Annotated in this window: 19 protein-coding genes; 3 read left to right on the top strand and 16 right to left on the bottom strand. The window is 64.3% G+C overall.

Annotated elements, in window-relative coordinates; genetic code table 11:
• The first annotated feature begins 8 nt into the window (after positions 1–8).
• On the top strand, positions 9–401 hold the full coding sequence (locus PQR42_RS02840; RefSeq protein WP_408210965.1) for a 2-oxoglutarate dehydrogenase: 393 nt from the start codon (positions 9–11) through the stop codon (positions 399–401).
• A 101-nt stretch (positions 402–502) separates the two neighbouring features.
• Here PQR42_RS02840 and PQR42_RS02835 read toward each other — a convergent pair whose 3' ends face one another.
• The 7 genes from PQR42_RS02835 to PQR42_RS02805 form a co-directional block, all read right to left on the bottom strand.
• Positions 503–709: a hypothetical protein gene (locus tag PQR42_RS02835; protein WP_408210968.1), complete on the bottom strand. Its 207-nt coding sequence runs from the start codon at positions 707–709 to the stop codon at positions 503–505.
• 152 nt (positions 710–861) lie between these two features.
• Positions 862–1,917, bottom strand: a complete 1,056-nt coding sequence (locus PQR42_RS02830) for a hypothetical protein (RefSeq protein WP_408387571.1) — start codon at positions 1,915–1,917, stop codon at positions 862–864.
• Positions 1,918–2,203: 286 nt separating this feature from the next.
• Positions 2,204–3,190, bottom strand: a complete 987-nt coding sequence (lipA, locus tag PQR42_RS02825; protein ID WP_408387570.1) for a lipoyl synthase — start codon at positions 3,188–3,190, stop codon at positions 2,204–2,206.
• Position 3,191: 1 nt separating this feature from the next.
• Positions 3,192–4,304 (bottom strand): acetoin dehydrogenase dihydrolipoyllysine-residue acetyltransferase subunit, encoded by a 1,113-nt coding sequence (locus PQR42_RS02820; protein WP_408387569.1) that lies wholly within the window; start codon positions 4,302–4,304, stop codon positions 3,192–3,194.
• Between the two features lie 3 nt (positions 4,305–4,307).
• Positions 4,308–5,312, bottom strand: coding sequence for an alpha-ketoacid dehydrogenase subunit beta (locus PQR42_RS02815; protein WP_408387568.1), 1,005 nt, complete (start codon positions 5,310–5,312; stop codon positions 4,308–4,310).
• 36 nt (positions 5,313–5,348) lie between these two features.
• Positions 5,349–6,332 carry a thiamine pyrophosphate-dependent dehydrogenase E1 component subunit alpha gene (locus PQR42_RS02810; RefSeq protein WP_408210980.1) on the bottom strand — a complete coding sequence of 328 codons (984 nt, stop codon included), beginning with the start codon at positions 6,330–6,332 and terminating at the stop codon, positions 5,349–5,351.
• A gap of 40 nt (positions 6,333–6,372) precedes the next feature.
• On the bottom strand, positions 6,373–7,437 hold the full coding sequence (locus PQR42_RS02805; RefSeq protein WP_408387567.1) for an ATP-NAD kinase family protein: 1,065 nt from the start codon (positions 7,435–7,437) through the stop codon (positions 6,373–6,375).
• A 439-nt stretch (positions 7,438–7,876) separates the two neighbouring features.
• On the opposite strand from PQR42_RS02805, the gene PQR42_RS02800 reads away from it, so the two are divergent.
• Positions 7,877–9,865, top strand: a complete 1,989-nt coding sequence (locus PQR42_RS02800; protein WP_408387566.1) for a sigma-54-dependent Fis family transcriptional regulator — start codon at positions 7,877–7,879, stop codon at positions 9,863–9,865.
• A gap of 344 nt (positions 9,866–10,209) precedes the next feature.
• Entirely contained in the window at positions 10,210–10,590 is a 381-nt protein-coding gene (locus PQR42_RS02795; RefSeq protein WP_408387565.1) for a DUF2917 domain-containing protein, read from the top strand.
• A 131-nt stretch (positions 10,591–10,721) separates the two neighbouring features.
• Here the strand turns inward: PQR42_RS02795 and PQR42_RS02790 are convergent, their stop codons facing one another.
• The 9 genes from PQR42_RS02790 to PQR42_RS02750 all read right to left on the bottom strand — a co-directional run bounded on the left by PQR42_RS02790 (position 10,722) and on the right by PQR42_RS02750 (position 20,298).
• Positions 10,722–11,294, bottom strand: coding sequence for a hypothetical protein (locus PQR42_RS02790; RefSeq protein ID WP_408387564.1), 573 nt, complete (start codon positions 11,292–11,294; stop codon positions 10,722–10,724).
• A 508-nt stretch (positions 11,295–11,802) separates the two neighbouring features.
• Positions 11,803–13,005, bottom strand: a complete 1,203-nt coding sequence (pcaF, locus tag PQR42_RS02785) for a 3-oxoadipyl-CoA thiolase (RefSeq protein WP_408211205.1) — start codon at positions 13,003–13,005, stop codon at positions 11,803–11,805.
• A 376-nt stretch (positions 13,006–13,381) separates the two neighbouring features.
• On the bottom strand, positions 13,382–14,362 hold the full coding sequence (gene denD, locus PQR42_RS02780) for a D-erythronate dehydrogenase (RefSeq protein WP_408211006.1): 981 nt from the start codon (positions 14,360–14,362) through the stop codon (positions 13,382–13,384).
• A gap of 17 nt (positions 14,363–14,379) precedes the next feature.
• Entirely contained in the window at positions 14,380–15,168 is a 789-nt protein-coding gene (gene otnI, locus PQR42_RS02775) for a 2-oxo-tetronate isomerase (RefSeq protein WP_408387563.1), read from the bottom strand.
• 69 nt (positions 15,169–15,237) lie between these two features.
• Positions 15,238–16,575 (bottom strand): MFS transporter, encoded by a 1,338-nt coding sequence (locus PQR42_RS02770; protein WP_408211012.1) that lies wholly within the window; start codon positions 16,573–16,575, stop codon positions 15,238–15,240.
• Between the two features lie 77 nt (positions 16,576–16,652).
• Entirely contained in the window at positions 16,653–17,315 is a 663-nt protein-coding gene (gene otnC / locus PQR42_RS02765; RefSeq protein ID WP_408387562.1) for a 3-oxo-tetronate 4-phosphate decarboxylase, read from the bottom strand.
• Positions 17,312–18,622, bottom strand: coding sequence for a 3-oxo-tetronate kinase (gene otnK / locus PQR42_RS02760; RefSeq protein WP_408211018.1), 1,311 nt, complete (start codon positions 18,620–18,622; stop codon positions 17,312–17,314). Before otnK ends, otnC begins: the two co-directional genes overlap by 4 nt.
• A gap of 13 nt (positions 18,623–18,635) precedes the next feature.
• Positions 18,636–19,526 (bottom strand): L-threonate dehydrogenase, encoded by an 891-nt coding sequence (gene ltnD / locus PQR42_RS02755; protein WP_408211021.1) that lies wholly within the window; start codon positions 19,524–19,526, stop codon positions 18,636–18,638.
• 67 nt (positions 19,527–19,593) lie between these two features.
• Positions 19,594–20,298 (bottom strand): FadR/GntR family transcriptional regulator, encoded by a 705-nt coding sequence (locus PQR42_RS02750; protein ID WP_408211024.1) that lies wholly within the window; start codon positions 20,296–20,298, stop codon positions 19,594–19,596.
• Positions 20,299–20,449: the final 151 nt, after the last annotated feature.

Genomic DNA, 20,449 nt, shown 5'->3' with positions numbered 1-20,449 from the left:
GAGTCATCATGTCTCTTATCGATAAGTTACGGCGTGTCTCCCCGTTGATTGCTCTCGGCTGCGTGGTCGGCAGTGCGTACGCGTTGCCGCCGCAAGCGGTAGCGCCCGCGACGCCGCCCAACGGCGCACGCGGCGTCGACGGTCCGTTCTTCCCGCAAAACCGGGCGGCGCCGATCGCGCCGTCGACCGGCACGGCATTGCAGCAGCAAGCGCAACAACGGCTCGAGGCGCGTCTTGGGGCGAACTCGGCGCTCAGCAATGGCGCGTCCGTCACGAAAGCGCAGGCGCAAACCCAGGGTCTCGGCTTTGTGGCGAAGCACTTCGATCAGATCGACACGAGCCATAAAGGCAGTGTGACGCTGAGCGACGTCAGGCAGTATTTGCAGCAGCAAGGGCGGTAGCGCGGAAGGCCACTACACCGCGCATGGCAAAAAGCGCTCCCGGTTCTGGAACCGGGAGCGCTTTTTTTGTGGCGCAAGTGGCGCGAGTGACAACCACAACGCTAATCCGCATCAGCGCTGCCGCCCATCGACAAACATCCGCTCATCGCGCCGCCTCTGTCGCTCAGCCCGCGCACGACCACCTCGGATGATTTGCCGTCGCGTCTCGCCAATTCCGCAAGATCGAGCAACGCGGCGTAGCGGGCGGAGCATTCTTGCGACGATCCACTCGCCCCACGCGTATCGACTGGTGCCACGGAGCGGCTCATTGCAATCGCCACTCCCACAGCCACCACCATCGCTGCCAACGCGCCTGCTTTATAAAACCTCCGTGTCGAAGAACCATCGAATGACGATCGGCACACCATGTCGCCACTTTGCTCAGCTGTCACGCGGGATTTGACTCGCATAGCCGCGCCCATCACGCCCAGTGCGCCGGCACCCAGACACGCCCGACCCAGTGGCCCGGCACCCACACGATCGGACGCGGCGCCGGCGCGACATACACGACCCGCGGAGCGACATACACGGCAGGCGGCGGGGGCGGCGGTGCGTAGACAACCGGCGGCGCGACCACGACAGGCTTCGGTGCAACCACCACCGGTGCAGGCGTCACGACAACCGGCGGCGGCACATAGGCAACCGGCGGCGTCACCACGACCGGAGGCGGCGGCACATACACAACCGGCGGCGCGACCACGACCGGCTTCGGCGCCACCACCACCGTCGTGCCGCCCGTCGTGACGACACCGGTGGTCGCCACGACCGTCCCGCTCGACGTCACCGTATTGCCGTGCGTGACGGTCACACTCGTCGAGGTCGTCACGACGCCCGGTGCCACACGCGTGGCCGAACCGGAGTGGTTGACGGTTCCGCCATCCGAACCGGTGACGGTGCCCGAACGCGAGCACGTCGAGCCGGCGCAATTCGTCGACGCCGAATGGTTGACCGTGTTGCCGTTCGATCCCGTCACCGATCCCGACGACGAATACTGCCCCGTGCCGGTCTTCGTGACATCGCCCGACGTGGTGGCCGTCTTGCCGTCCGGTCCCGTGAGCGTGCCGGTGTGCGAGCACGTGCCGCCGGCACAGTTGGTGTCGCCTGCATGCTGGACGGAGTTGCCATAGCGCCCCGTCGCGGTGCCCGAATTCGAGAACTGGCCCGGCGCATTGCGCGTCACCGTGCCGGTGTTGGTCGCGAGGCCGCCGTAAGGGCCGGCGACGCCACCCGCATGCGAGCAACTACTGCCGCCGCACGAGCCGTAACGCGCGCCGTTATAGGTGCCGCGCGAGGTGTACGCCGTGCCGTGTTGCGACCAGGCGAACGCCGATGCGCTGCCGAGCGCGAGCACGGCGACCGTGGCGGAGAGGACGAGTTTGCGCAGCGCGCCGCGGGCGGATGAAGCGGTCGTCACTGAGTCGGTTGCAGAGGCAAAGACAGAGGCGGCGGCCGGGGCGACGAACGAACGATTTTTCACGGTATGTCCTTCTTGGATTCGGGCCACTTCTGTCACTGCTGCGTGGCGACGAAACGGACTATAGGAGGACGCGCCGACATAATCGACAAGGAAGATATGTCACCCTGTTTCACCACGACGAAGGCCCGTGCGACAAGGGTTTGCGGGCGTTTTTCGCGCTGCGTGACATATTCCGACATAGATTGTTGCAAGCGAAATGGCGGCCCGCGCCTGCTTTTAAACGGCGGCGGTGCCGCTCCTCGCTGCGGTCTACAACAACAAGCGAGGGCGGCAACCGTTCTTCATATCATTGCGTTGCACGCGCCATGGCGACATCGGCAATTTGGTCCGCCTGATACGACGAGCGCACCAGCGGCCCCGCCACCACCTCGCGAAAGCCCATCTCCAAGCCCGCCTCGCGCCAGGCGTCGAACTGTTGCGGCGACACATACCGCCGCACCGGCATATGAAAACGCGACGGCGCGAGATACTGCCCGATCGTCAAGATGTCCACGCGATGCGCGCGCAGATCGCGCATTGCGTCGAGCAGTTCTGCGTCGGATTCCCCCAATCCGGCCATCAACCCTGATTTGGTCAGCATCGCCTCGTTCGCCTCTTTGACACGCGCGAGCAGTTGCAGCGAACCCTGATAGTCCGAGCCCGCGCGCGCGGCACGATAGAGAGCGGGCACCGTTTCGAGGTTGTGATTGAAGACATCCGGCCACGCGCCGGAAAGCGCCTGCAAAGCCCGCTCGACGCGTCCGCGAAAATCCGGCGTCAGCACTTCGACCCGAATGCCCGGCACTCGCTCGCGCAGCAACGCGACACAGCTTGCAAAATGCGCCGCGCCGCCGTCGCGCAGATCATCGCGATCCACCGACGTCACCACGACATAGCGCAAGCCGAGCGCCGCCACGGCATCGGCAAGCCGCGCGGGCTCGGCTTCGTCCAATGGCGCCGGGCGGCCGTGCGCGACGTCGCAGAACGCACAGCGCCGCGTGCAGATGCCGCCCATGATCATGAACGTCGCGGTGCGCCGCGCAAAACACTCGCCGATGTTCGGGCACATCGCCTCCTCGCAGACCGAATGCAAACGGTGCTCGCGCAGGATCGCCGCAATGCCGGCGACCGTCTCGCTCATCATCGGCTTCGCGCGCAGCCACGGCGGCTTCGGCAAGACCTCGCCGTCCGTGGCCGGCACGATCTTCACCGGAATCCGCGCGAGCTTGTCAGCGCTGCGCTTGCCGTGCTGACCGAGCGCGGTGACGCTGTCGCCATGCAATGCGGCGTCCATCTCAGCCCCCCAGAAAATCGTTGAGCAGACGATTCACTTCGGAGGCCGCCTCCATCTGCACCATATGCCCGTTGCCATCGAGCACATGAACGCGGATGTCGCCTGGCAGGCCCTGCGCATGCGCGGCCGGGATGATCTGATCGCCGGCGCCCCAGATCAGCAGACTGCGCGGCGCGAGTTCCGCCAGCCGGTCCCGATAACTCGCGCGTTGCACGTTGCCGTCGAAGGCCGACGCCGCGATCTTGCGCAGCGCCTCGGGCACGCCTTCGAGCCGCTTGTACTTGACGATGTCCTCCACCAGTTGACGCGTCACGAGACTCGGGTCGGCGAAGAGCTTCGCTAGCTGCGGCTTGAGCGCGTTGCGATTGCTGCCTTCAGTGAAGCCGTGGATATAGTCGCCATTGATCTCCTTGCCCAGACCCGCACCCGAGATCAACGCCAGCGACGCCACACGCCCGGGCGCTTTCGCCGCCACGGTCATCGCGATCAGTGCGCCCATCGAGTGTCCGATCAGATGCACTTTGTCGATGTTGCGATCGTCCATGAACGCGATGACGCTGTCCGCGAGCTCGTCGGCACTGCCGGTGTCGAGCGTCTTGCCCGATTCGCCGTGACCCGGCAGATCCAGCGCCCACACGGCACGATGCGCGGCAAGATCGGCGTGATTGAACAACCAGTTGTTCAGATCGCCGCCGAAGCCGTGAATCAGCAGTGCGGGCGTGCCGCCTTCGCCGAGTTTCAGATAGCGCACGGTGCGCCCGCCGATCTGCGTTTTCTCCGGTTGCGGGCCACTGTCGCCATCCGCCGACGTGGCCGGCACGAAGTCGCGCTGAAACGCTTCGACCTCGGCGTCGATCTGCGCGTCCGGCGTCTCCGCGTCCGCCACCACTGCCAGCAATGCACCGATCGGCAGCGTGTCGCCTTCCTGGGCGATCTGCCGGCGCAGGATGCCCTCGAACGCACACTCGACGCCCGACGAGATCTTGTCCGTTTCCACGTCGAGAATCTCGTCGCCTTTCACCACTTTGTCGCCGATGGCCTTGAGCCACCCGTTGACCTGTCCCTGTTCCATCGACAAGCCCCATTTGGGCATCGTGATCATATGGATCGGCATCGCTCAAGCCCTCACTTTCAGTACGGCCTCGGCGATCTGCGCGGCCGACGGGATATACATGTCCTCGAGCACGCCGGCAAACGGCGTGGGCGTATGCGGCGCGGTCACCATTTCGATCGGCGCCTTCAGCGAGTGGAACGCGCGCTGCGCAATCAGCGCGGAAATGTCGGTGGCGATCGAGCAGCGCGGATTCGCTTCGTCGACCACGACCACGCGTCCGGTGCGGTTCGCGCTCTCCAGGATCGTTTCCTCGTCGAGCGGCGAGGTCGTCCGCAAGTCGATCACCTCGACCTGGATGCCGTCCTTGGCGAGTTTTTCAGCGGCTTCGGTGGCGTAGTGCACCATGCGTCCGTAGGTGATGATCGTGGCGTCGTCGCCGTCGCGCACGACGTTCGCTTCGCCGAACGGAATCGCATACGACTCTTCGGGCACGTCGCCCTCGCGGCTGTATAGCAACTTGTGCTCGCAGAAAATCACCGGATCGTTGTCGCGGATCGCCTGGATCAGCAGACCCTTGGCGTCATACGGCGTCGACGGGCAGACCACTTTCAGTCCGGGGATGTGCGTGAACAACGAGGTCAGCATCTGCGAATGCTGGGCCGCCGCGCGCAGGCCCGCGCCCTGCATCGCGCGAATCACGACCGGCGTGACCGCCTTGCCGCCGAACATGTAGCGAAACTTGGCAGCCTGATTGAAGATCTGGTCGAAACACACGCCCATGAAGTCGATGAACATCAGCTCCGCGACCGGCCGCATGCCGCAGGCCGCCGCGCCGACTGCCGCGCCGATATAGCCGCCTTCGGAGAGCGGCGTGTCGAGCACACGGCCCGGATACTTGTGAAACAGTCCCTTCGTAACACCGAGAACGCCGCCCCACGCGTCCTGTTCACCGGGCGATCCGGCGCCGCCCGCGTTGTCCTCGCCCATCACGATGACGGTTTCGTCCCGGGCCATTTCCTGACTCAGGGCTTCGTTGATTGCCTGAGAGAATGTGATCTTGCGTGCCATGTCTGTCTCCAATCGTTTAGGTATGCAACGCGCGCGTTACGGATAGGACACGTAGACGTCGCTCAGCAGGTCTTCAGCAGTCGGCAGCGGCGCAGCCTTGGCTTCCGCCACCGCACTGTCGATCAGACTCTTCACCTCGGCATCCACACCACGCAACTGATCCGCGCTTAGCATTTCGGCGCGCACCACGCGCTCTTCGAAACGCTTCAGGCAATCCTTCTCGTCGCGCAGTTTCTGCACTTCACCGGGCGCGCGATAGGTTTGCGCGTCGCCTTCGAAATGGCCGAAATAGCGCGAGAACTTCACTTCGACGAGGGTCGGGCCGCCGCCTTTGCGCGCCCGTTCGATCGCTTCACCGAGCGCTTCATGCACCGCGAAGAAATCGAAGCCGTCCACGATCACGCCCGGCATGCCGAAGCCGCTCGCGCGGTCCGCGATGTTGTCGGTCGCCACCGACCACGTCGACGACGTCGCTTCCGCGTAGCCGTTGTTCTCCGCCACGAAAATCGCCGGCAGCCGCCACACCGAGGCCAGGTTCAACGATTCGAAAATCACGCCCTGATTCGACGCGCCATCGCCGAAAAAGCACACGCCCACGCCGCCCGACTTCTTGTACTTCGCCGCCAGCGCCGCGCCGCAAATCAACGGCCCGCCCGCGCCGACGATACCGTTCGCACCTAACATCCCTTTCGACAGATCCGCGATATGCATCGAGCCGCCCTTGCCGTGGCACACGCCGGTCTTGCGTCCGTAGATCTCGGCCATCATGCCGCGCACGTCCACGCCCTTGGCGATGCAATGGCCGTGACCGCGGTGCGTGGTCGCCACATAGTCGGCGTCGTTCAGATGCAGCATCGTGCCGACCGCCGACGCCTCCTCGCCCGCGTACAGATGCACGAAGCCGGGAATCTCGCCGGTCGCGAATTCCACGTGCAGACGCTCCTCGAACTCGCGGATCGTACGCATCATGCGATACGCCTTCAGTAGCTCTTCCTTGCTCAACTCAGTTGAAACCGACATGGTGTGTCTCCTTGGAATGAATGCACTGCCTGCCCACAACCTACGTTTGATGCGCAACCACGTTTGCCACTTCCCGCACCAGTTGACGCGACGCCGCGAAACGCAGCGTGCGTTCGACGTCGACGGTCAGCGGCCCTTCCCAATCCAGCGCGATCTCATAGCGGTCGCCGCGCTCCAGTTCGATTTCGCGCTCGCCGTCGAAGGCGAGCGTGCCGTGTTCGGTTTCCAGCGGCCGCCACACGCCGACTTCGAAGCGTTCGCATGTGCGCATCAGCACGCGCTCGACGCGGCCCGGCGCAATCGGCGCCACCAGCGGCACGCCGGATTCACCGGGTGCGGCGAAGCGCAGATGCAAACCGTGCGACGCGGTGCGCTCCACGGGCGCCCAGGCTCCGCCGATCGACGAGAGTCCGATGCCGTCGGGCGCGGCGAACGTGAGAAAGAGTTCTTCGATATCGGCCGGATCGGAGACGGCCCGCGCGCCGACAAAGCGCTGGCGGCTCACGCAGACATCGACCAGCGCGATCTCCTCGCGGCCGCGATTCGGGCCGGCCGTGCAGCGCACCACGAGCCGCTTGTTGCGCATCAGCGCCACATCCGGCGGCACCGCGCCCGACGCGACGAGCGCGCCGGCAAGGCCGGCCACGGTGGCTTCGCGCAAATCCGGAAAGGCGTTGTTGGTGCCGGTGGACAAGGTGAGTAGCGGCACTCTCCCGCAATGCGCGGCGACGGCGCGGTGCGTGCCGTCGCCGCCCAGCACGGCGATCAGCTCGACGCCCGCCTGCAGCATCGCGGCGACCCCCGCGTGGGTATCGGCGACGCTGTCGGTGATCGGCTGTTCGATGAACTCGACTTCCGGCCAGCGTTGTTGCGCGGCGATGGCGTCGTGCGTGTCGAGCGCGCGCAGCAGCAGCGCCGCGACGCCGGTCCGGTCGCGCAGACACAGCACGCGTGTTACTCCGAGCATGCCGAGCCCGGCCAGCAAGCGCACCACCATGTTGGCTTTCTCGGAGGTCGGAAACACCGACGCATAGGAAGTGAGGCGACGAATGTCGCGACCCGACGCAGGGTTCGCGATCACGCCGACGGTGATGGGCGATGGCACTGTGCTTGTCTCCTGCCCGCGTTTAGCGCGGACTTATATAGGGAGCGCCGTAATCGAACGGTGGCGCTTTGTCATGCGCAGGACACTGCAAAGGGTGTGCCAATTCGCTGAAAAATCGCACCAGCGCGCGAAAGTGCCCTGTTTAAAGGGCTTTTCGCATCGAGATGCAGGGTGGGATGGTGAACCATCGCCACGCGACGCAGCGTTCCAGGCGTCTCACGCCTGGCGCGTGCGACGTTCGCAGCGTGGCCGAACAGTTCGAAGACGCGTCGCAAACCCTTTACCCGCCTCGATCTGCGCCACAGGTCAAGCCGTCTCACCTGAGACTGAGACAAACGTCTCACGCGTCTCGCGTGCTGCATTGCAGTGTGATTCATCAACCCGGATGTGATACAAGAACACCCTGATCTCACTGTGTGTCGCTCGCCGGGAGCCGACCATGCCTTACGTCTCGCAGACCCAGCACATCGACCGCGTGCGTGGCGCCATTGAAGGACGCCTGCCCGCGCCTGCCGATTCTCCGCGGCTCGTCTCGTCGTGGCAGCGCTCGTTCGAACAGTACCGGCTCGACCCGGGCGCCGTGATCGGACCGCGCGTGCTGACGTCGGCGGAATTGCGCGAAGTGCAAGGCAAGGAAGAAGCCTTTCTGCGTGCGTCGGGCCAATGCCTGACACGTCTGCACGACATGATTCGTGTCGCCGACTATTGCGTGATGCTCACCGACGCGCACGGCGTCACCATCGACTACCGGATCGACCGCGAACGCCGCAGCGATTTCAAGCATGCGGGCCTGTATATCGGTTCGTGCTGGTCCGAACGCGAGGAAGGCACGTGCGGCGTGGCGAATGTGTTGACCGATCTCGCGCCGATCATCGTGCACAAGACCGATCATTTCCGCGCGGCGTTCACCACGCTCACCTGCAGCGCGGCGCCGATTTTCGCGCCGACCGGCGAGATGATCGGCGTGCTCGATGCGTCCGCCGTGCAGTCGCCGGATAACCGCGACAGTCAGCGGCTCGTATTTCAACTCGTGCGGCAAAGCGCCGGTCTGATCGAAGACGGTTACTTCCTCAATCAAACCACCCAGCACTGGATTCTGTTCGGCCATTCGAGCCGCAACTTTGTCGAGGCGCAGCCCGAAGTGCTGATCGCCTTCGACGAATGCGGCAATCTCGTCGCCGCCAATCGCAAGGCGCGCGAGTGCATCCCGGCGCTGAACGGTCCGCGCCATATCGACGATGTATTCGACACATCGGGCTCGCACCTGCACGACGTCGCGCGCACGGATGCGATTGTCGGCTTGCGCCTGCGCGCGACCGGGACGACGCTGTATGCGCGCATTCGCGCGCCGCTCAGGCGCGTCTCGCGCTCGGCGTCCACGATGCACGACGGCGCCGCAAGATCGTCGCAAACCGCGTCGCAAGACGATCTGCAACTCGGTGCGCTCGGACGCTTCCTGCACAGCGCGGATCCGCAGATCGCGCACAACGCCGCCGTCGCGTTGCGCGTGATGGGCAAACGTCTGCCGATTCTGATTCTCGGCGAAACCGGTGTCGGCAAGGAAGTGTTCGCGCGCGCGGTGCATGATTCGGGTGCGCGGCGCGCGAGACCGTTTATCGCGGTGAATTGCGGCGCGATTCCCGAATCGCTGATCGAAAGCGAGTTGTTCGGCTACGCGCCCGGCGCCTTCACCGGCGCACGCAGCCGCGGTGCACGCGGCAAGATTGCGCAGGCGCATACAGGTACGCTGTTTCTCGATGAGATCGGCGACATGCCGCTCGATCTGCAAACGCGGCTGCTGCGCGTGCTGGCCGAAGGCGAAGTCACACCACTCGGCGGCGATGCACCCGTGCGCGTGGATATCGACGTCATTTGCGCCACGCACCGTGATCTCGCGCAGATGGTCGCGGCCGGCACGTTCCGCGAAGACCTCTATTACCGGCTGAGCGGTGCGTCCCTGCCGATGCCGCCGCTGCGCGAGCGTGCTGATATCCGCGACGTGATCGACGCGGTCTTCGACGAAGAAGCACAAATGGCCGGCCACGTGCTCACGCTGGACCCACAACTTGCCGAGCGTCTGGTGGGCTTCGCATGGCCGGGCAACATTCGCCAGTTGCGCAATGTGCTGCGCTACGCCTGCGCGATCTGCGACGGCGCACGCGTGGAATTGCGACATGTCGCGCCGGATATAGCGGCATTGCTCACGCCTGAGACCGCGCACAAACCGACGTTGTTGCGGATCGCTCCGCATGACGGCCGGCAGCGGGACGCACGGCAGGACCCGCGCGAGGAACGCGCACGCATCATCGACGCGCTTACACGCCATCAATGGCGGCCGAACGCAGCGGCGCAAGCGCTCGGCATATCACGCGCCACTTTGTATCGACGCATCGCGTCGCTGGGCATCGTCGCGCCGCATCGACGTTGAAGCACCAACTGTCAGCGTGACGCGCGACCACGCGCAAAACGCGACGGTCGTCATCAGCACTACGCGTTTTCGTATTCCATCTGGCGTCCCCGTTCGAACGGATTGCGATCTTTTCGATTGACAAGACCTGCGGCAAAACGGCACACTCAATCTCATGTTGACGCACATCTCCATCGCGAATGCGATTACACACCCGAAGCGAGCCATCATCGGCTGGCCATTGGGAGTGCGTGCGCGTTAGCAGTCTGAATCTGCGTAACACATCCCCAAGGCCCCGCCGGTAACGGAAGGGGCCTTTTGTTTTGTGGGCGCCTCCGTCAGCCGGCTTGATGACGGAGAACGAGATGGATCAGGCAAGCCCGCAGTGCATGGATGACGAATCGAGTCTGGTGGCGTATCGGCAAGACGACCGTCTGCCGAAGCTGGTGCTGCATTTTTCAATCATGCCAGGCGCGACGGTGACCTGGCGTGTCGAAGCCGATAGTACGCTCGCCGTGCAAGGCGCGCGCCTCTGGCTCACACGCGTCAGTTCACCTTACGATCATTGGCTCGATCCGGGCCACACCTTCCAGCTGCAACGCGGCGAGCGTGTGTGGCTCAGCACGGATGGCGAATGCGCCGCGCGCGTGTCGTTGAGCTACGCGCTACCGGCGCGAGGCGGCCTGTTCAGACGCTGGCTGGGACGGCTCACGTGGTTGAGTCTGGGGCCACCTGCGCCGCGTTAGCCGCGCACGTGACGGCGAGGCTTTTGCGCGCGGCAGGAAAAAACAAACACCCCTGCAATGAGGGGTGTTTGGCTGGCATGCCGTCTTGCATGAACACGCAATCATGCAAGACGGCCCGACCGCTTGCGACGTTACTTCGGTGTCACCTGCACGGCCGCCGCCGACACGAATACCGCGTGGATCGTATCGCCGACCTTGACGTCCTTCAGATCGACGTCGGGACCGGCTTCGAGCGTTTGCGTCTGATACGCGCCGCGCAGCGTGACCAGACGCTTCTTGCGATCGATCTTCTGCACGGTGGCGAGCACTTCGATCTGGCGCGCCGATTCGAAGCCGCCCGAGGCCTGGGCATACACCTGCGTGTCGACACGCGCGCGAATGCCCTTGTCCTTGCCGGTGACCTTTTCGGCCTTCACGAGGAGCGCATTCTTGTAGAGCACGTCCACCTGATCACCCACTTTGAGGTTGTCGAATCCCGACACCTGCTGGCTCACGAGCACGACCACCGCGTTGCCGTCCGGCCCGTTGAGCGTGAGCGTGCGGCTGCCCGGATCGATACCGACGATCTGCGCCTTCACATGCACCGGCTCCACCGCGCTGACGACGCCTTGCGCGGCACTGGCCATGGCATCTTGCGCCCATGCCGGCTGCGCTGCGGCAAACGCCGCGACCATCAACGCTGCTCCAATCGTCGTTGCCTTCACTTGCATGCTCCTTGAAAAAATTGTTTGATCCGGCGTGACGGCGATCTGAAACGGCGGAATGCCGGCTCTTAACGCCATGAGCGCCCGCGTATCTTCAGGATGATAGTTATCAAAAGGTACGACTCAAACGATTTTACATGCCTTACAACAACCTGCAATTGATTGAATTGTGATTTTCAAATGAATACGTGGCGTCACGAAAAGAGCCGCGGCGCAGCGTCACAGCGCCTTCCTGTCAGTTGACACACCGCGCTATTTCGTCGGCCATTCATAATGGGCGACCTGTTTTAAATGCAGACAGCATTAAACGCATACTGCACGGCAGTCGAATGGACCATGAATGCTCCGCTTTATTCGAACATAATCAAAGTCGTTTTTTAACCGAGATTAGACATGCATTCGATACCCACACCTTCCTCGCGCGGCACAAAAAAAACAGCCTCGTCGCGTGAGCGACGAGGCTGTTTCATCTCGCTTCAACCGAAGCGCGGTCCAGGCAGCTAAACCATCACACCCGCTCGATCGCGATCGCAATGCCCTGGCCGACGCCGATACACATCGTGCACAACGCAAAACGGCCTTGCGTGCGATGCAGTTGATACATCGCCGTGGTCACCAGACGCGCGCCGCTCATGCCGAGCGGGTGGCCGAGTGCAATCGCGCCGCCGTTCGGATTGACGCGGGCGTCGTCGTCGGCCACGCCGAGTGCGCGCAGCACCGCGATGCCTTGCGAAGCGAACGCTTCGTTCAGTTCGATCACGTCGAATTGATCAATGGTCATGTTCAGACGCGCCAGCAGTTTTTGCGTGGCGGGCGCCGGGCCGATGCCCATCACGCGCGGCGCGACGCCGGCCGTGGCGATACCCAGCACGCGAGCGCGCGGCGTGAGGCCGAAGCGCTTCGCTGTCTCTTCATTCGCGAGCAGCAGTGCCGCCGCGCCGTCGTTCACGCCCGACGCGTTGCCAGCCGTAACGGTGCCGTCCGGACGCACCACCCCCTTGAGCTTGGCGAGCGTTTCGAGGCTCGTCTCACGCGGATGCTCGTCTTGCAGCACCGTAATCGGATCGCCCTTCTTTTGCGCGATCGTCACGCCGACGATCTCCTGCGCGAGCGTGCCGTCGCGTTGCGCGCGCGCCGCTTTCTGCTGGCTGCGCACGGCGAAAGCGTCCTGATCGGCGCGGCTGATGTTGTAGTCGGTGGCGACGTTCTCGCCCGTTTCCGGCATCGAATCGACGCCGTACATTTTCTTCATCAGCGGGTTGACGAAACGCCAGCCGATGGTCGTGTCGTAGATCTCGGCCTGGCGCGAAAACGCGGTGGGCGCCTTGCCCATCACGAACGGCGCGCGGCTCATGCTTTCCACGCCGCCCGCCACCATCAACGCGGCCTCGCCCGATTTGATGGCGCGCGCCGCGATGCCGACCGCGTCCATGCCCGAACCGCACAGCCGGTTCACCGTCGTGCCGGGCACGCCTTGCGGCAAGCCGGCCAGCAACAGCGACATGCGCGCGACGTTGCGGTTGTCGTCACCGGCCTGGTTCGCGCAGCCGTAGATCACGTCGTCGATCGCGTTCCAGTCGACGTCCTTATTTCGCTCCATCAGCGCCTTGAGCGGCACGGCGCCCAGATCGTCGGCGCGCACCGACGACAGCGAACCCGCATAGCGGCCGATGGGGGTGCGAATCGCGTCGCACAGGAATGCTTCGGTCATGTGATGTCTCCAGTTGATGTACTGCATGCGCTGCGCCGCGGCCGGATTGCCGGCGTGGCGCGGACCGGACGCACCGGCAAGCGCGACGGGAAGCGGCTGCAAGGCGGCTGTCGCGTCAGTTCAGCTTAGCGCAGGATGATGAACGATGGGCTCGAGATTGCGACCATTTGTTCTTTCTACGAACAGACGGTCATATATCGAACAACTAGACACGATAATAGGCGCGTGGCCGAAACCATGTCAAGCGCGGCCAGGCCTGCACCAGGGAATACGTGCAGGCCGCGGCCGTTCTTGCAATGGGTCTGACGAATGACGCGCCCGTACCGGCGGCCCTGTTTTCAAGGCGCCGGCACGGGGCTGAAGACTGCGTGGGGTTCTACCGGGTCTGGATATGCTCGTCCTCGATATAGCTGCGGATGACGTCGGCAAAACTGCGCTCGCCGCTCAACCCCAACCCTTCGGCGCGGGACGTATCCCACCGTCCCGGCCAGCTACCCACGATTTTTTCGACGCGCGCATCCGGCTCGAACACGATCCGCCCGGCGACCGCCTCGCCCGCGACCTCGCGCAGCGCGGCGACCATTTCGTCGACGCTCACTGAAATGCCCGGCAAATTCAGCACGCGCTGGTTACCGAGCGCGGCCGAATCGAGTTCGAGTCCGGCGATCAGGCTCTCGATCGCCTTGCGTGGCGACAGCAGCCACAGGCGCGTCGAGCCCGCGACCGGGCACACCGCCGCTTCGCCATTCAACGGCTCGCGAATGATGCCGCTCGCGAACGACGACGCCGCCGCATTCGGCTTGCCCGGCCGCACGCTGATGGTGGGCAGGCGCACCACGCGGCCGTCGACGAAACCGCGCCGCGCGTAATCGTTGAGCAGCAACTCCGCGATCGCCTTCTGCGCGCCATACGACGACTGCGGATTCAGCGCAGTGTCGTTCTGCACGACCGCGGGCAGTTCGCCGCCATAGACCGCCACGGAACTCGTGAACAGGACGCGCGGCCGGTGGCCACGCTGCCGGCAAGTTTCCAGCAGCAATCGCGACGCATCCAGGTTGATGCGCATGCCGAGATCGAAATCCGCTTCAGCCTGGCCGCTCACGATCGCGGCCAGATGGAAGATCGCCGAGGTCTTGTCGTCGATCACGCGCTCGAGCACGCTGCGCTCGGCGATGTCGCCCACTTCCGTGCGCACGCGGCTGTCGCCGAAATCGTTGGCTTGCACCACGTCGAGCAGCACCAGTTCGGTGATCGCTTGCGGCGTGCCTTGCGTGTCTTTCAGGGAACCCCGCGCGAGCAGTTCACGCGCGAGACGCTGGCCGAGAAAACCCGCGCCGCCGGTAATCAGTACTTTCATGATGGGTTTCGTCCTTGTTAGCGGGTCGCGTTCAGATACGGTTTGAACCAGCCGAGACCGGCCGAGGTGCCCGCACGCGGCCGGTATTCGCAGCCGATGTAGCCGTCGTAGCCGAGCGAGTCGATCAGTTCGAGCAGATACGGATAGTTCAGTTCGCCCGTGTCGGGTTCATGCCGTTCCGGCACGCCCGCGATCTGGATGTGGCCGATGCCGGCCATATCGCGTTTGAGTTTGACTGCGAGGTCGCCTTCGACGATCTGGCAGTGGTAGCAATCGAATTGCACCTTGAGATTCGGCGCGCCGACTTCCGCGCAGATCGCTTGCGCCTCGTCCTGACGGGTCAGAAAAAAGCCCGGCATGTCGCGCGTATTGATCGGCTCGATCACGACAGTGATGCCTTCGGCTTGCGCGGCCTTGGCGGCATGCGCGAGATTGTTCAGGTACACCTCGCGATGTTTGGCGCGCGGCTGATCCGCGCCGATCAGGCCGGCCATCACATGCAGCTTGCGATTGCCGATCACGCGCGTGTAGTCGAGCGCGGTGTCGATGCCGCGACGGAATTCGTCTTCGCGGCCGGGCAGCGAGGCAATGCCGCGCTCGCCGCCGGCCCAGTCGCCGGGCGGCGCATTGAAGAGCGCTTGCGTCAGACCGCTCGCGTCGAGCCGCGCCTTGATCTCGTCGGCGCGGAAATCGTAGGGGAACAGAAACTCGACCGCCTCGAAGCCGTCTTGCGCCGCGGCGGCGAAACGGTCGAGGAAAGCGTGCTCGTTGTACATCATCGTGAGGTTGGCGGCGAAGCGAGGCATGGCAGCAACTCCTTGAAAACGGTTTGATGCGGCGCGCGGCAGCGACCCATGCCGCGCGTGAGTGTCGATTTATCGGTTGACCAGTTTGGCCGGCGTGAGCCACGTGGCGATCGCACCGATCACCAGCATGCCGGCCAGCACGTACATGCCGGTCTGCGTGCTATGCGTGAGGTCCTTCAGATAGCCGATCATATAAGGGCTCGCGAAACCCGCGAGATTGCCGATCGAATTGATGATCGCGATGCCGGCCGCCGCCGTCGCGCCCGACATGAACGCGGTGGGCAGCGACCAGAACAGCGGCGCGCAGGTCAGCACACCAGCGGCGGCGAGCGAGAGAAACGCGATCGACACCACCGTGTTATCCGCGAACGAAGCCGCCACCGTGAAGCCGACCGCGCCGAACAGCGCCGGCACGATCAGATGCCAGCGGCGCTCGCGGCGCTTGTCGGCGCTGTGTCCCATCAGATTCATCACGACGATCGCGCACAGAAACGGAATCGCGCTCAGCAGGCCGATATTGAATGCGCCCGTCACCCCCGTCGATTTAACGAGCGTCGGCATCCAGAACGTCAGGCCGTATTGCCCGGTGACGAACGCGAAATAAATCAGCGACATCCACCACGTGCGCGGATCGCGGAACACCGCGCCGAGCGAATGCTTCTGGGTTTTCTCCTGCGGCTGCGCGGCGGCGATTTCATCGGTGAGCAAGCGCTTTTCGCGTTCGTTCAACCACTTCGCGGCGGCGATACCGTTGTCGAGATACAGGATCGTGGCGATGCCGATCGCGATGGCGGGAATCGCTTCGATCAGGAACATCCACTGCCAGCCCGCGAAACCCGAGCTGTTGTGGAACGTCTGCATGATCCAGCCGGACAGCGGATTGCCGAAGATGCCCGACACCGGAATCGCCGACATGAACACCGCGATGATCTTCGCGCGCCGATGCGACGGGAACCAGTAAGTCAGGTACAGGATCACGCCGGGATAGAAACCGGCTTCGGCGAGGCCGAGCAGGAAGCGCAAGATGTAGAACTGCATCGGCGTCTTCACGAACACGAACACGGCCGACAGCAAGCCCCACGTGATCATGATCCGCGCGATCCAGATACGCGCGCCGAGCTTGTGCATCAGAATGTTGCTCGGCAACTCGAACAGGAAATAGCCGATGAAGAACACGCCGGCGCCGAGGCCGAACACCGTTTCGCTGAACGCCAGGTCCTGCGACATCTGCAGTTTCGCGAAGCCGACATTCACACGGTCCAGATAAGCGACCACATAGCACAGCATCAGAAACGGCACGATGCGCCAGAATACTTTCTTATACGTACGCTCGACTTCGGCGGCGCCGGGTTGTCCGGCGGCGTCGACTGCAATCGGCTGGCTCGATGTGGCTTGATACGAAGTCATGCATTGTCTCCTTCAGTGGATGGCCTGACGCGGCGTGTTGAGCGCAACGTGGCCTAACTTTGTTTTGTCGGCTACGACTACCAGCGCGCGCCGAACACGGTGCGCAGTTCTTCGAGTGCGGCTTCGTCGAGCGGCGCGGGCCGCGGGTTCGTCAGCAACCATAAACGCGCGGTCTCTTCGAGTTCTTCGAGCGCATACGCGGCTTGCGCCACTGAACGCTCCCACACCACCGGACCGAGACGTTCGAGCAGCACGGCGCGAACGCTGTCGGCGAGCGCGGCGATCTGTTCGGCGACTTGGGGGTCGCCTGGCCGCTTGTAAGGGATCAGGGGGACGTGGCCCACTTTCATCACGTAGTACGGCGTGATGGGCGGCAGCACGTCGGCTTCGCGCCAGACGCCCGCGAGCGTCAGCGCGACCAGATGCGTCGAATGGGTGTGGACGATGCCGCGTGCTTCGCCGTTGCGCGCATAGATGCCACGATGCAGCGCCAGCGTTTTCGACGGCCGGCCGCCGGACACCGCGTTGCCGTCGAGATCGACCTTGGCGATACCGGCGGGATCGAGGCGGCCGAGACAGGCATCGGTCGGCGTGATCAGCCAGCCGTCGTCGAGCCGCGCACTGATGTTGCCGGCGGTGCCAACCGTGTAGCCGCGTTGATAGAGACTCGCGCCGGTCACGCAGATTTCCTCGCGGGTGCGCGCTTCGTTCGTCGTATGGAGTGCGGGCGCGCCGGTCATTGCGCGGCTCCGTTCAGGTGACGCAGCGCTTTTTCGAAGAAGTCGGTCGTGCCGAAGTTGCCGGATTTCAGGGCGAGCGCGAGCGGTTCCGCGCCGGTCGTCGCGGTGGCCGGCACGCCGGGATCGATCTGTGCGCCGATCCGCAGCGTGTGCACGTCGAGCGCCTGCACGACGGCGCCTGAGGTCTCGCCGCCCGCTACCACGAACTTGCGCACGCCGCGCTCGCGCAGACCGCGCGCAATCGCAGCCAACGTGTTTTCAACCAGATGCCCTGCTTCGTTCACACCGAGTTCGCGTTGGACGGCCTTGACTTCGTCGGGCGTGGCGGTGGCATAGATCAGCATTGGCTCGGCTTTGTCCAGGTACGGTTGCGCAAAAGCCAGCGCCTGTTCGACGACGTTCTCACCACGTGCCGCCGCGAGTGGATCGATGCGAAACGCGGGCCGTGTGGCGCGCCACTCCGCCACCTGGGCGTTGGTCGCTTTCGATGCGCTGCCGGCCAGCACCGCCGACAATCCGTCGACTCGCGGCAACTGCGCGGCGTCGGCCTGTTCTTCCAGCAAACCCGCACGGCGAAAGTTGGCCGGCAAACCCAACGCGACGCCGGAACCACCGGTGATCAGAGCGAGGTCGGCGCAGGCTTCGCCGAGTACGTAGAGGTCGGCGTCGGATACGGCATCGGCAATCGCCATGCGCACGCCTTCATGGCGCAACGTATCGAACGATTCGCGCACGGCCGACACGCCTCGCGCCACGGCGTCATAACGCACGAGACCAACTTTCGATTGGGTCTGACGTTGCAGCACGCTCACGAGGTTCGCATCGCGCATTGGCGTGAGCGGATGGTTTTCCATGCCCGACGCATTGAGCAACGTGTCGCCGACGAACAGATGGCCGCGAAAGATCGTGCGGCCGTTCTCGGGGAATGCCGGACAGGCGATCGTGAACGCGCTGGCGTTGCCGTCCGCGGACAACGCGTCGAGCAGCGCATCCGTGACTGGACCGATATTGCCCGCGTCGGTCGAATCGAACGTCGAGCAGTATTTGAAAAAGAACTGCCGGCAACCTTGCGCGCGCAACCAGTCGAGCGCGGCGAGCGATTGCGCGACCGCGTCGTCAGCGGGAATGGTGCGCGATTTCAGCGCGACTACCAGCGCGTCGGCCTCCACCGTTTCATTCGACGCGGGCACGCCGATGGTCTGCACGGTGCGCATGCCGCCGCGCACCAGCATGTTGGCGAGGTCCGTGGCGCCGGTGAAGTCGTCGGCGATGCAGCCGAGTAGCGCGCGTTTCGTAGTAGCCGTCATGACGCTCCCCAGTTCACTTCGCCGCCGGCACTTCGATGCCGGGGAAAATCTTGATCACCGCGGAATCGTCTTCACCACCGTGACCGGCCGTGGACGCCATCATGAACATCTGATGCGCCGCCGCCGACAGCGGCAGCGGGAATTTCGAGCGCCGCGCGGTGTCGAGCACGAGGCCGAGATCCTTGACGAAAATATCGACGGCCGACAGCGGCGTGTAGTCGCCGTTGAGAATGTGCGGCACGCGGTTCTCGAACATCCACGAATTGCCCGCGCTATGCGTGATGACCTCGTACAGCGCATCCGGATCGACGCCTTCGCGCAAGCCGAGCGCCATCGCCTCGGCGGCCACCGCGATATGCACGCCGGCCAGCAACTGATTGATGATCTTCACCTTCGACCCGGCACCATGCTCGGAGCCGAGGCGATACACCTTGCCGGCCATCGCGGCCAGCACGTCCTCGCACGCGGCGTAGGCCGCCGCCGGACCGGACGTCATCATCGTCATCTCGCCGGACGCGGCGCGCGCCGCGCCGCCTGAGACCGGCGCATCGAGCATCTGCAAACCGGCCGCCTCGATCCGCTTGCCGAGTTCGATCGCGAAGTCCGGCGCCACGGTCGCGCTGGCGATCACCACGCCGCCCTTTTTCATCGCGGCGACCGCGCCCTGCTCGCCGAACAGCACGGCCTCCGTTTGCGCGGCATTCACGACCAGCGTGACGACCACCTCGCACTGCGCGCCGAGTTCGGCTGGCGTCGCGCAACCCACGCCGCCTTCCGCGACGAACGCATTCAGGACCTCACTGCGCAGATCGCACGCATGGACCCGCAGACCCGCGCGCAGCAGCGAGCGCGCGACACCCAGGCCCATTGCACCAAGACCGATGACACCGACATTTCTGGACATGCTTGACCTCTATGAATTCGTTGGGCGCTCGCGCCTGAAACTGAGCACCGACGCTCAGCGGTACAGCTCAGCAAATCCCCGCTTCCGCGAGACGCCGTGCCGCGTTGTACATATGCGTTCGCGCCGCATTGCGCGCCGCCATCGGATCGCCCGCACGAATCGCGGCGGCGATTGCCGCATGCTCTTCGCGCACCTGGCGCGAGAAGTCCTCGCGCAACGCTTCGTTGCGGCGCGTGACGACCGTGCCGGCTTCGAGGTACTGATTCAGGAACGTGAGGGTTTTGAGGAAATACGGATTGCCGGTGGCCGCCGCGATCGCGCGATGAAACGCGACGTCTTCAGCCACGCCGTCCTCGCCTTCGGCCACGGCCTCGTCGATCTTCGCGAGCGCCGCGTCGATCGACATCATGTCGGCGTCGCTGCGGCGCATGGCGGCTTCCGACGCGACTTCCGCTTCGATCGCCCGGCGCAACGCGAGAATCTGCACTACCGAACCGGGCTCGACCGCTTCCGCGTAGTCGATACGCAGCGGCCGGACCGTGCCGTGCGCGGCGACGAACACGCCACTGCCCTGACGCGGCTCGACCACGCCCTCGTTCTTCAGCCGCGAGATCGCCTCGCGGATCACCGTGCGGCTCACGCCGAACTGCTGCGCCAGCACGGCCTCGGTCGGCAGCTTGCCGCCGCGCTCGAAGGTGCCTTTGTCGATCTGCTTGAGAAGCTGCTGCGCGACGGTGTCGCTCAACGCTCTCGCAGGAATCTTGTCGAACATCGATGCCTCGATTGATCATGTTATCGGGTCATCATACAAATTTTAGATGCCGCCTGCATCCATGCAAACCCTGGGATTTTTGTGCATCGGGCGGCAAAGTTGGCGAAACAGAAGGCTTAAGCTATCGTCACGCCTTTAGCGCGCCGCGCGG

This window comes from Paraburkholderia sediminicola (assembly GCF_046027355.1).
Lineage (GTDB): Bacteria > Pseudomonadota > Gammaproteobacteria > Burkholderiales > Burkholderiaceae > Paraburkholderia > Paraburkholderia sediminicola_B.
Note: the sequence above shows the minus strand (reverse complement) of the source record. Positions and strands in the feature narration are given on the sequence as shown.

Excerpts from the sequence above, each read along its gene's own strand:
- PQR42_RS02840 (WP_408210965.1), top strand. The coding sequence starts at position 9 with ATGTCTCTTATCGATAAGTTACGGCGTGTCTCCCCGTTGATTGCTCTC.
- otnK (WP_408211018.1), bottom strand. The coding sequence starts at position 18,622 with ATGACGGCTACTACGAAACGCGCGCTACTCGGCTGCATCGCCGACGAC.
- PQR42_RS02750 (WP_408211024.1), bottom strand. The coding sequence starts at position 20,298 with ATGTTCGACAAGATTCCTGCGAGAGCGTTGAGCGACACCGTCGCGCAG.
- denD (WP_408211006.1), bottom strand. The coding sequence starts at position 14,362 with ATGAAAGTACTGATTACCGGCGGCGCGGGTTTTCTCGGCCAGCGTCTC.
- PQR42_RS02795 (WP_408387565.1), top strand. The coding sequence starts at position 10,210 with ATGGATCAGGCAAGCCCGCAGTGCATGGATGACGAATCGAGTCTGGTG.
- ltnD (WP_408211021.1), bottom strand. The coding sequence starts at position 19,526 with ATGTCCAGAAATGTCGGTGTCATCGGTCTTGGTGCAATGGGCCTGGGT.
- PQR42_RS02815 (WP_408387568.1), bottom strand. The coding sequence starts at position 5,312 with ATGGCACGCAAGATCACATTCTCTCAGGCAATCAACGAAGCCCTGAGT.
- otnI (WP_408387563.1), bottom strand. The coding sequence starts at position 15,168 with ATGCCTCGCTTCGCCGCCAACCTCACGATGATGTACAACGAGCACGCT.
- PQR42_RS02835 (WP_408210968.1), bottom strand. The coding sequence starts at position 709 with ATGAGCCGCTCCGTGGCACCAGTCGATACGCGTGGGGCGAGTGGATCG.
- PQR42_RS02810 (WP_408210980.1), bottom strand. The coding sequence starts at position 6,332 with ATGTCGGTTTCAACTGAGTTGAGCAAGGAAGAGCTACTGAAGGCGTAT.
- PQR42_RS02770 (WP_408211012.1), bottom strand. The coding sequence starts at position 16,575 with ATGACTTCGTATCAAGCCACATCGAGCCAGCCGATTGCAGTCGACGCC.
- otnC (WP_408387562.1), bottom strand. The coding sequence starts at position 17,315 with ATGACCGGCGCGCCCGCACTCCATACGACGAACGAAGCGCGCACCCGC.
- lipA (WP_408387570.1), bottom strand. The coding sequence starts at position 3,190 with ATGGACGCCGCATTGCATGGCGACAGCGTCACCGCGCTCGGTCAGCAC.
- PQR42_RS02820 (WP_408387569.1), bottom strand. The coding sequence starts at position 4,304 with ATGCCGATCCATATGATCACGATGCCCAAATGGGGCTTGTCGATGGAA.
- PQR42_RS02800 (WP_408387566.1), top strand. The coding sequence starts at position 7,877 with ATGCCTTACGTCTCGCAGACCCAGCACATCGACCGCGTGCGTGGCGCC.
- pcaF (WP_408211205.1), bottom strand. The coding sequence starts at position 13,005 with ATGACCGAAGCATTCCTGTGCGACGCGATTCGCACCCCCATCGGCCGC.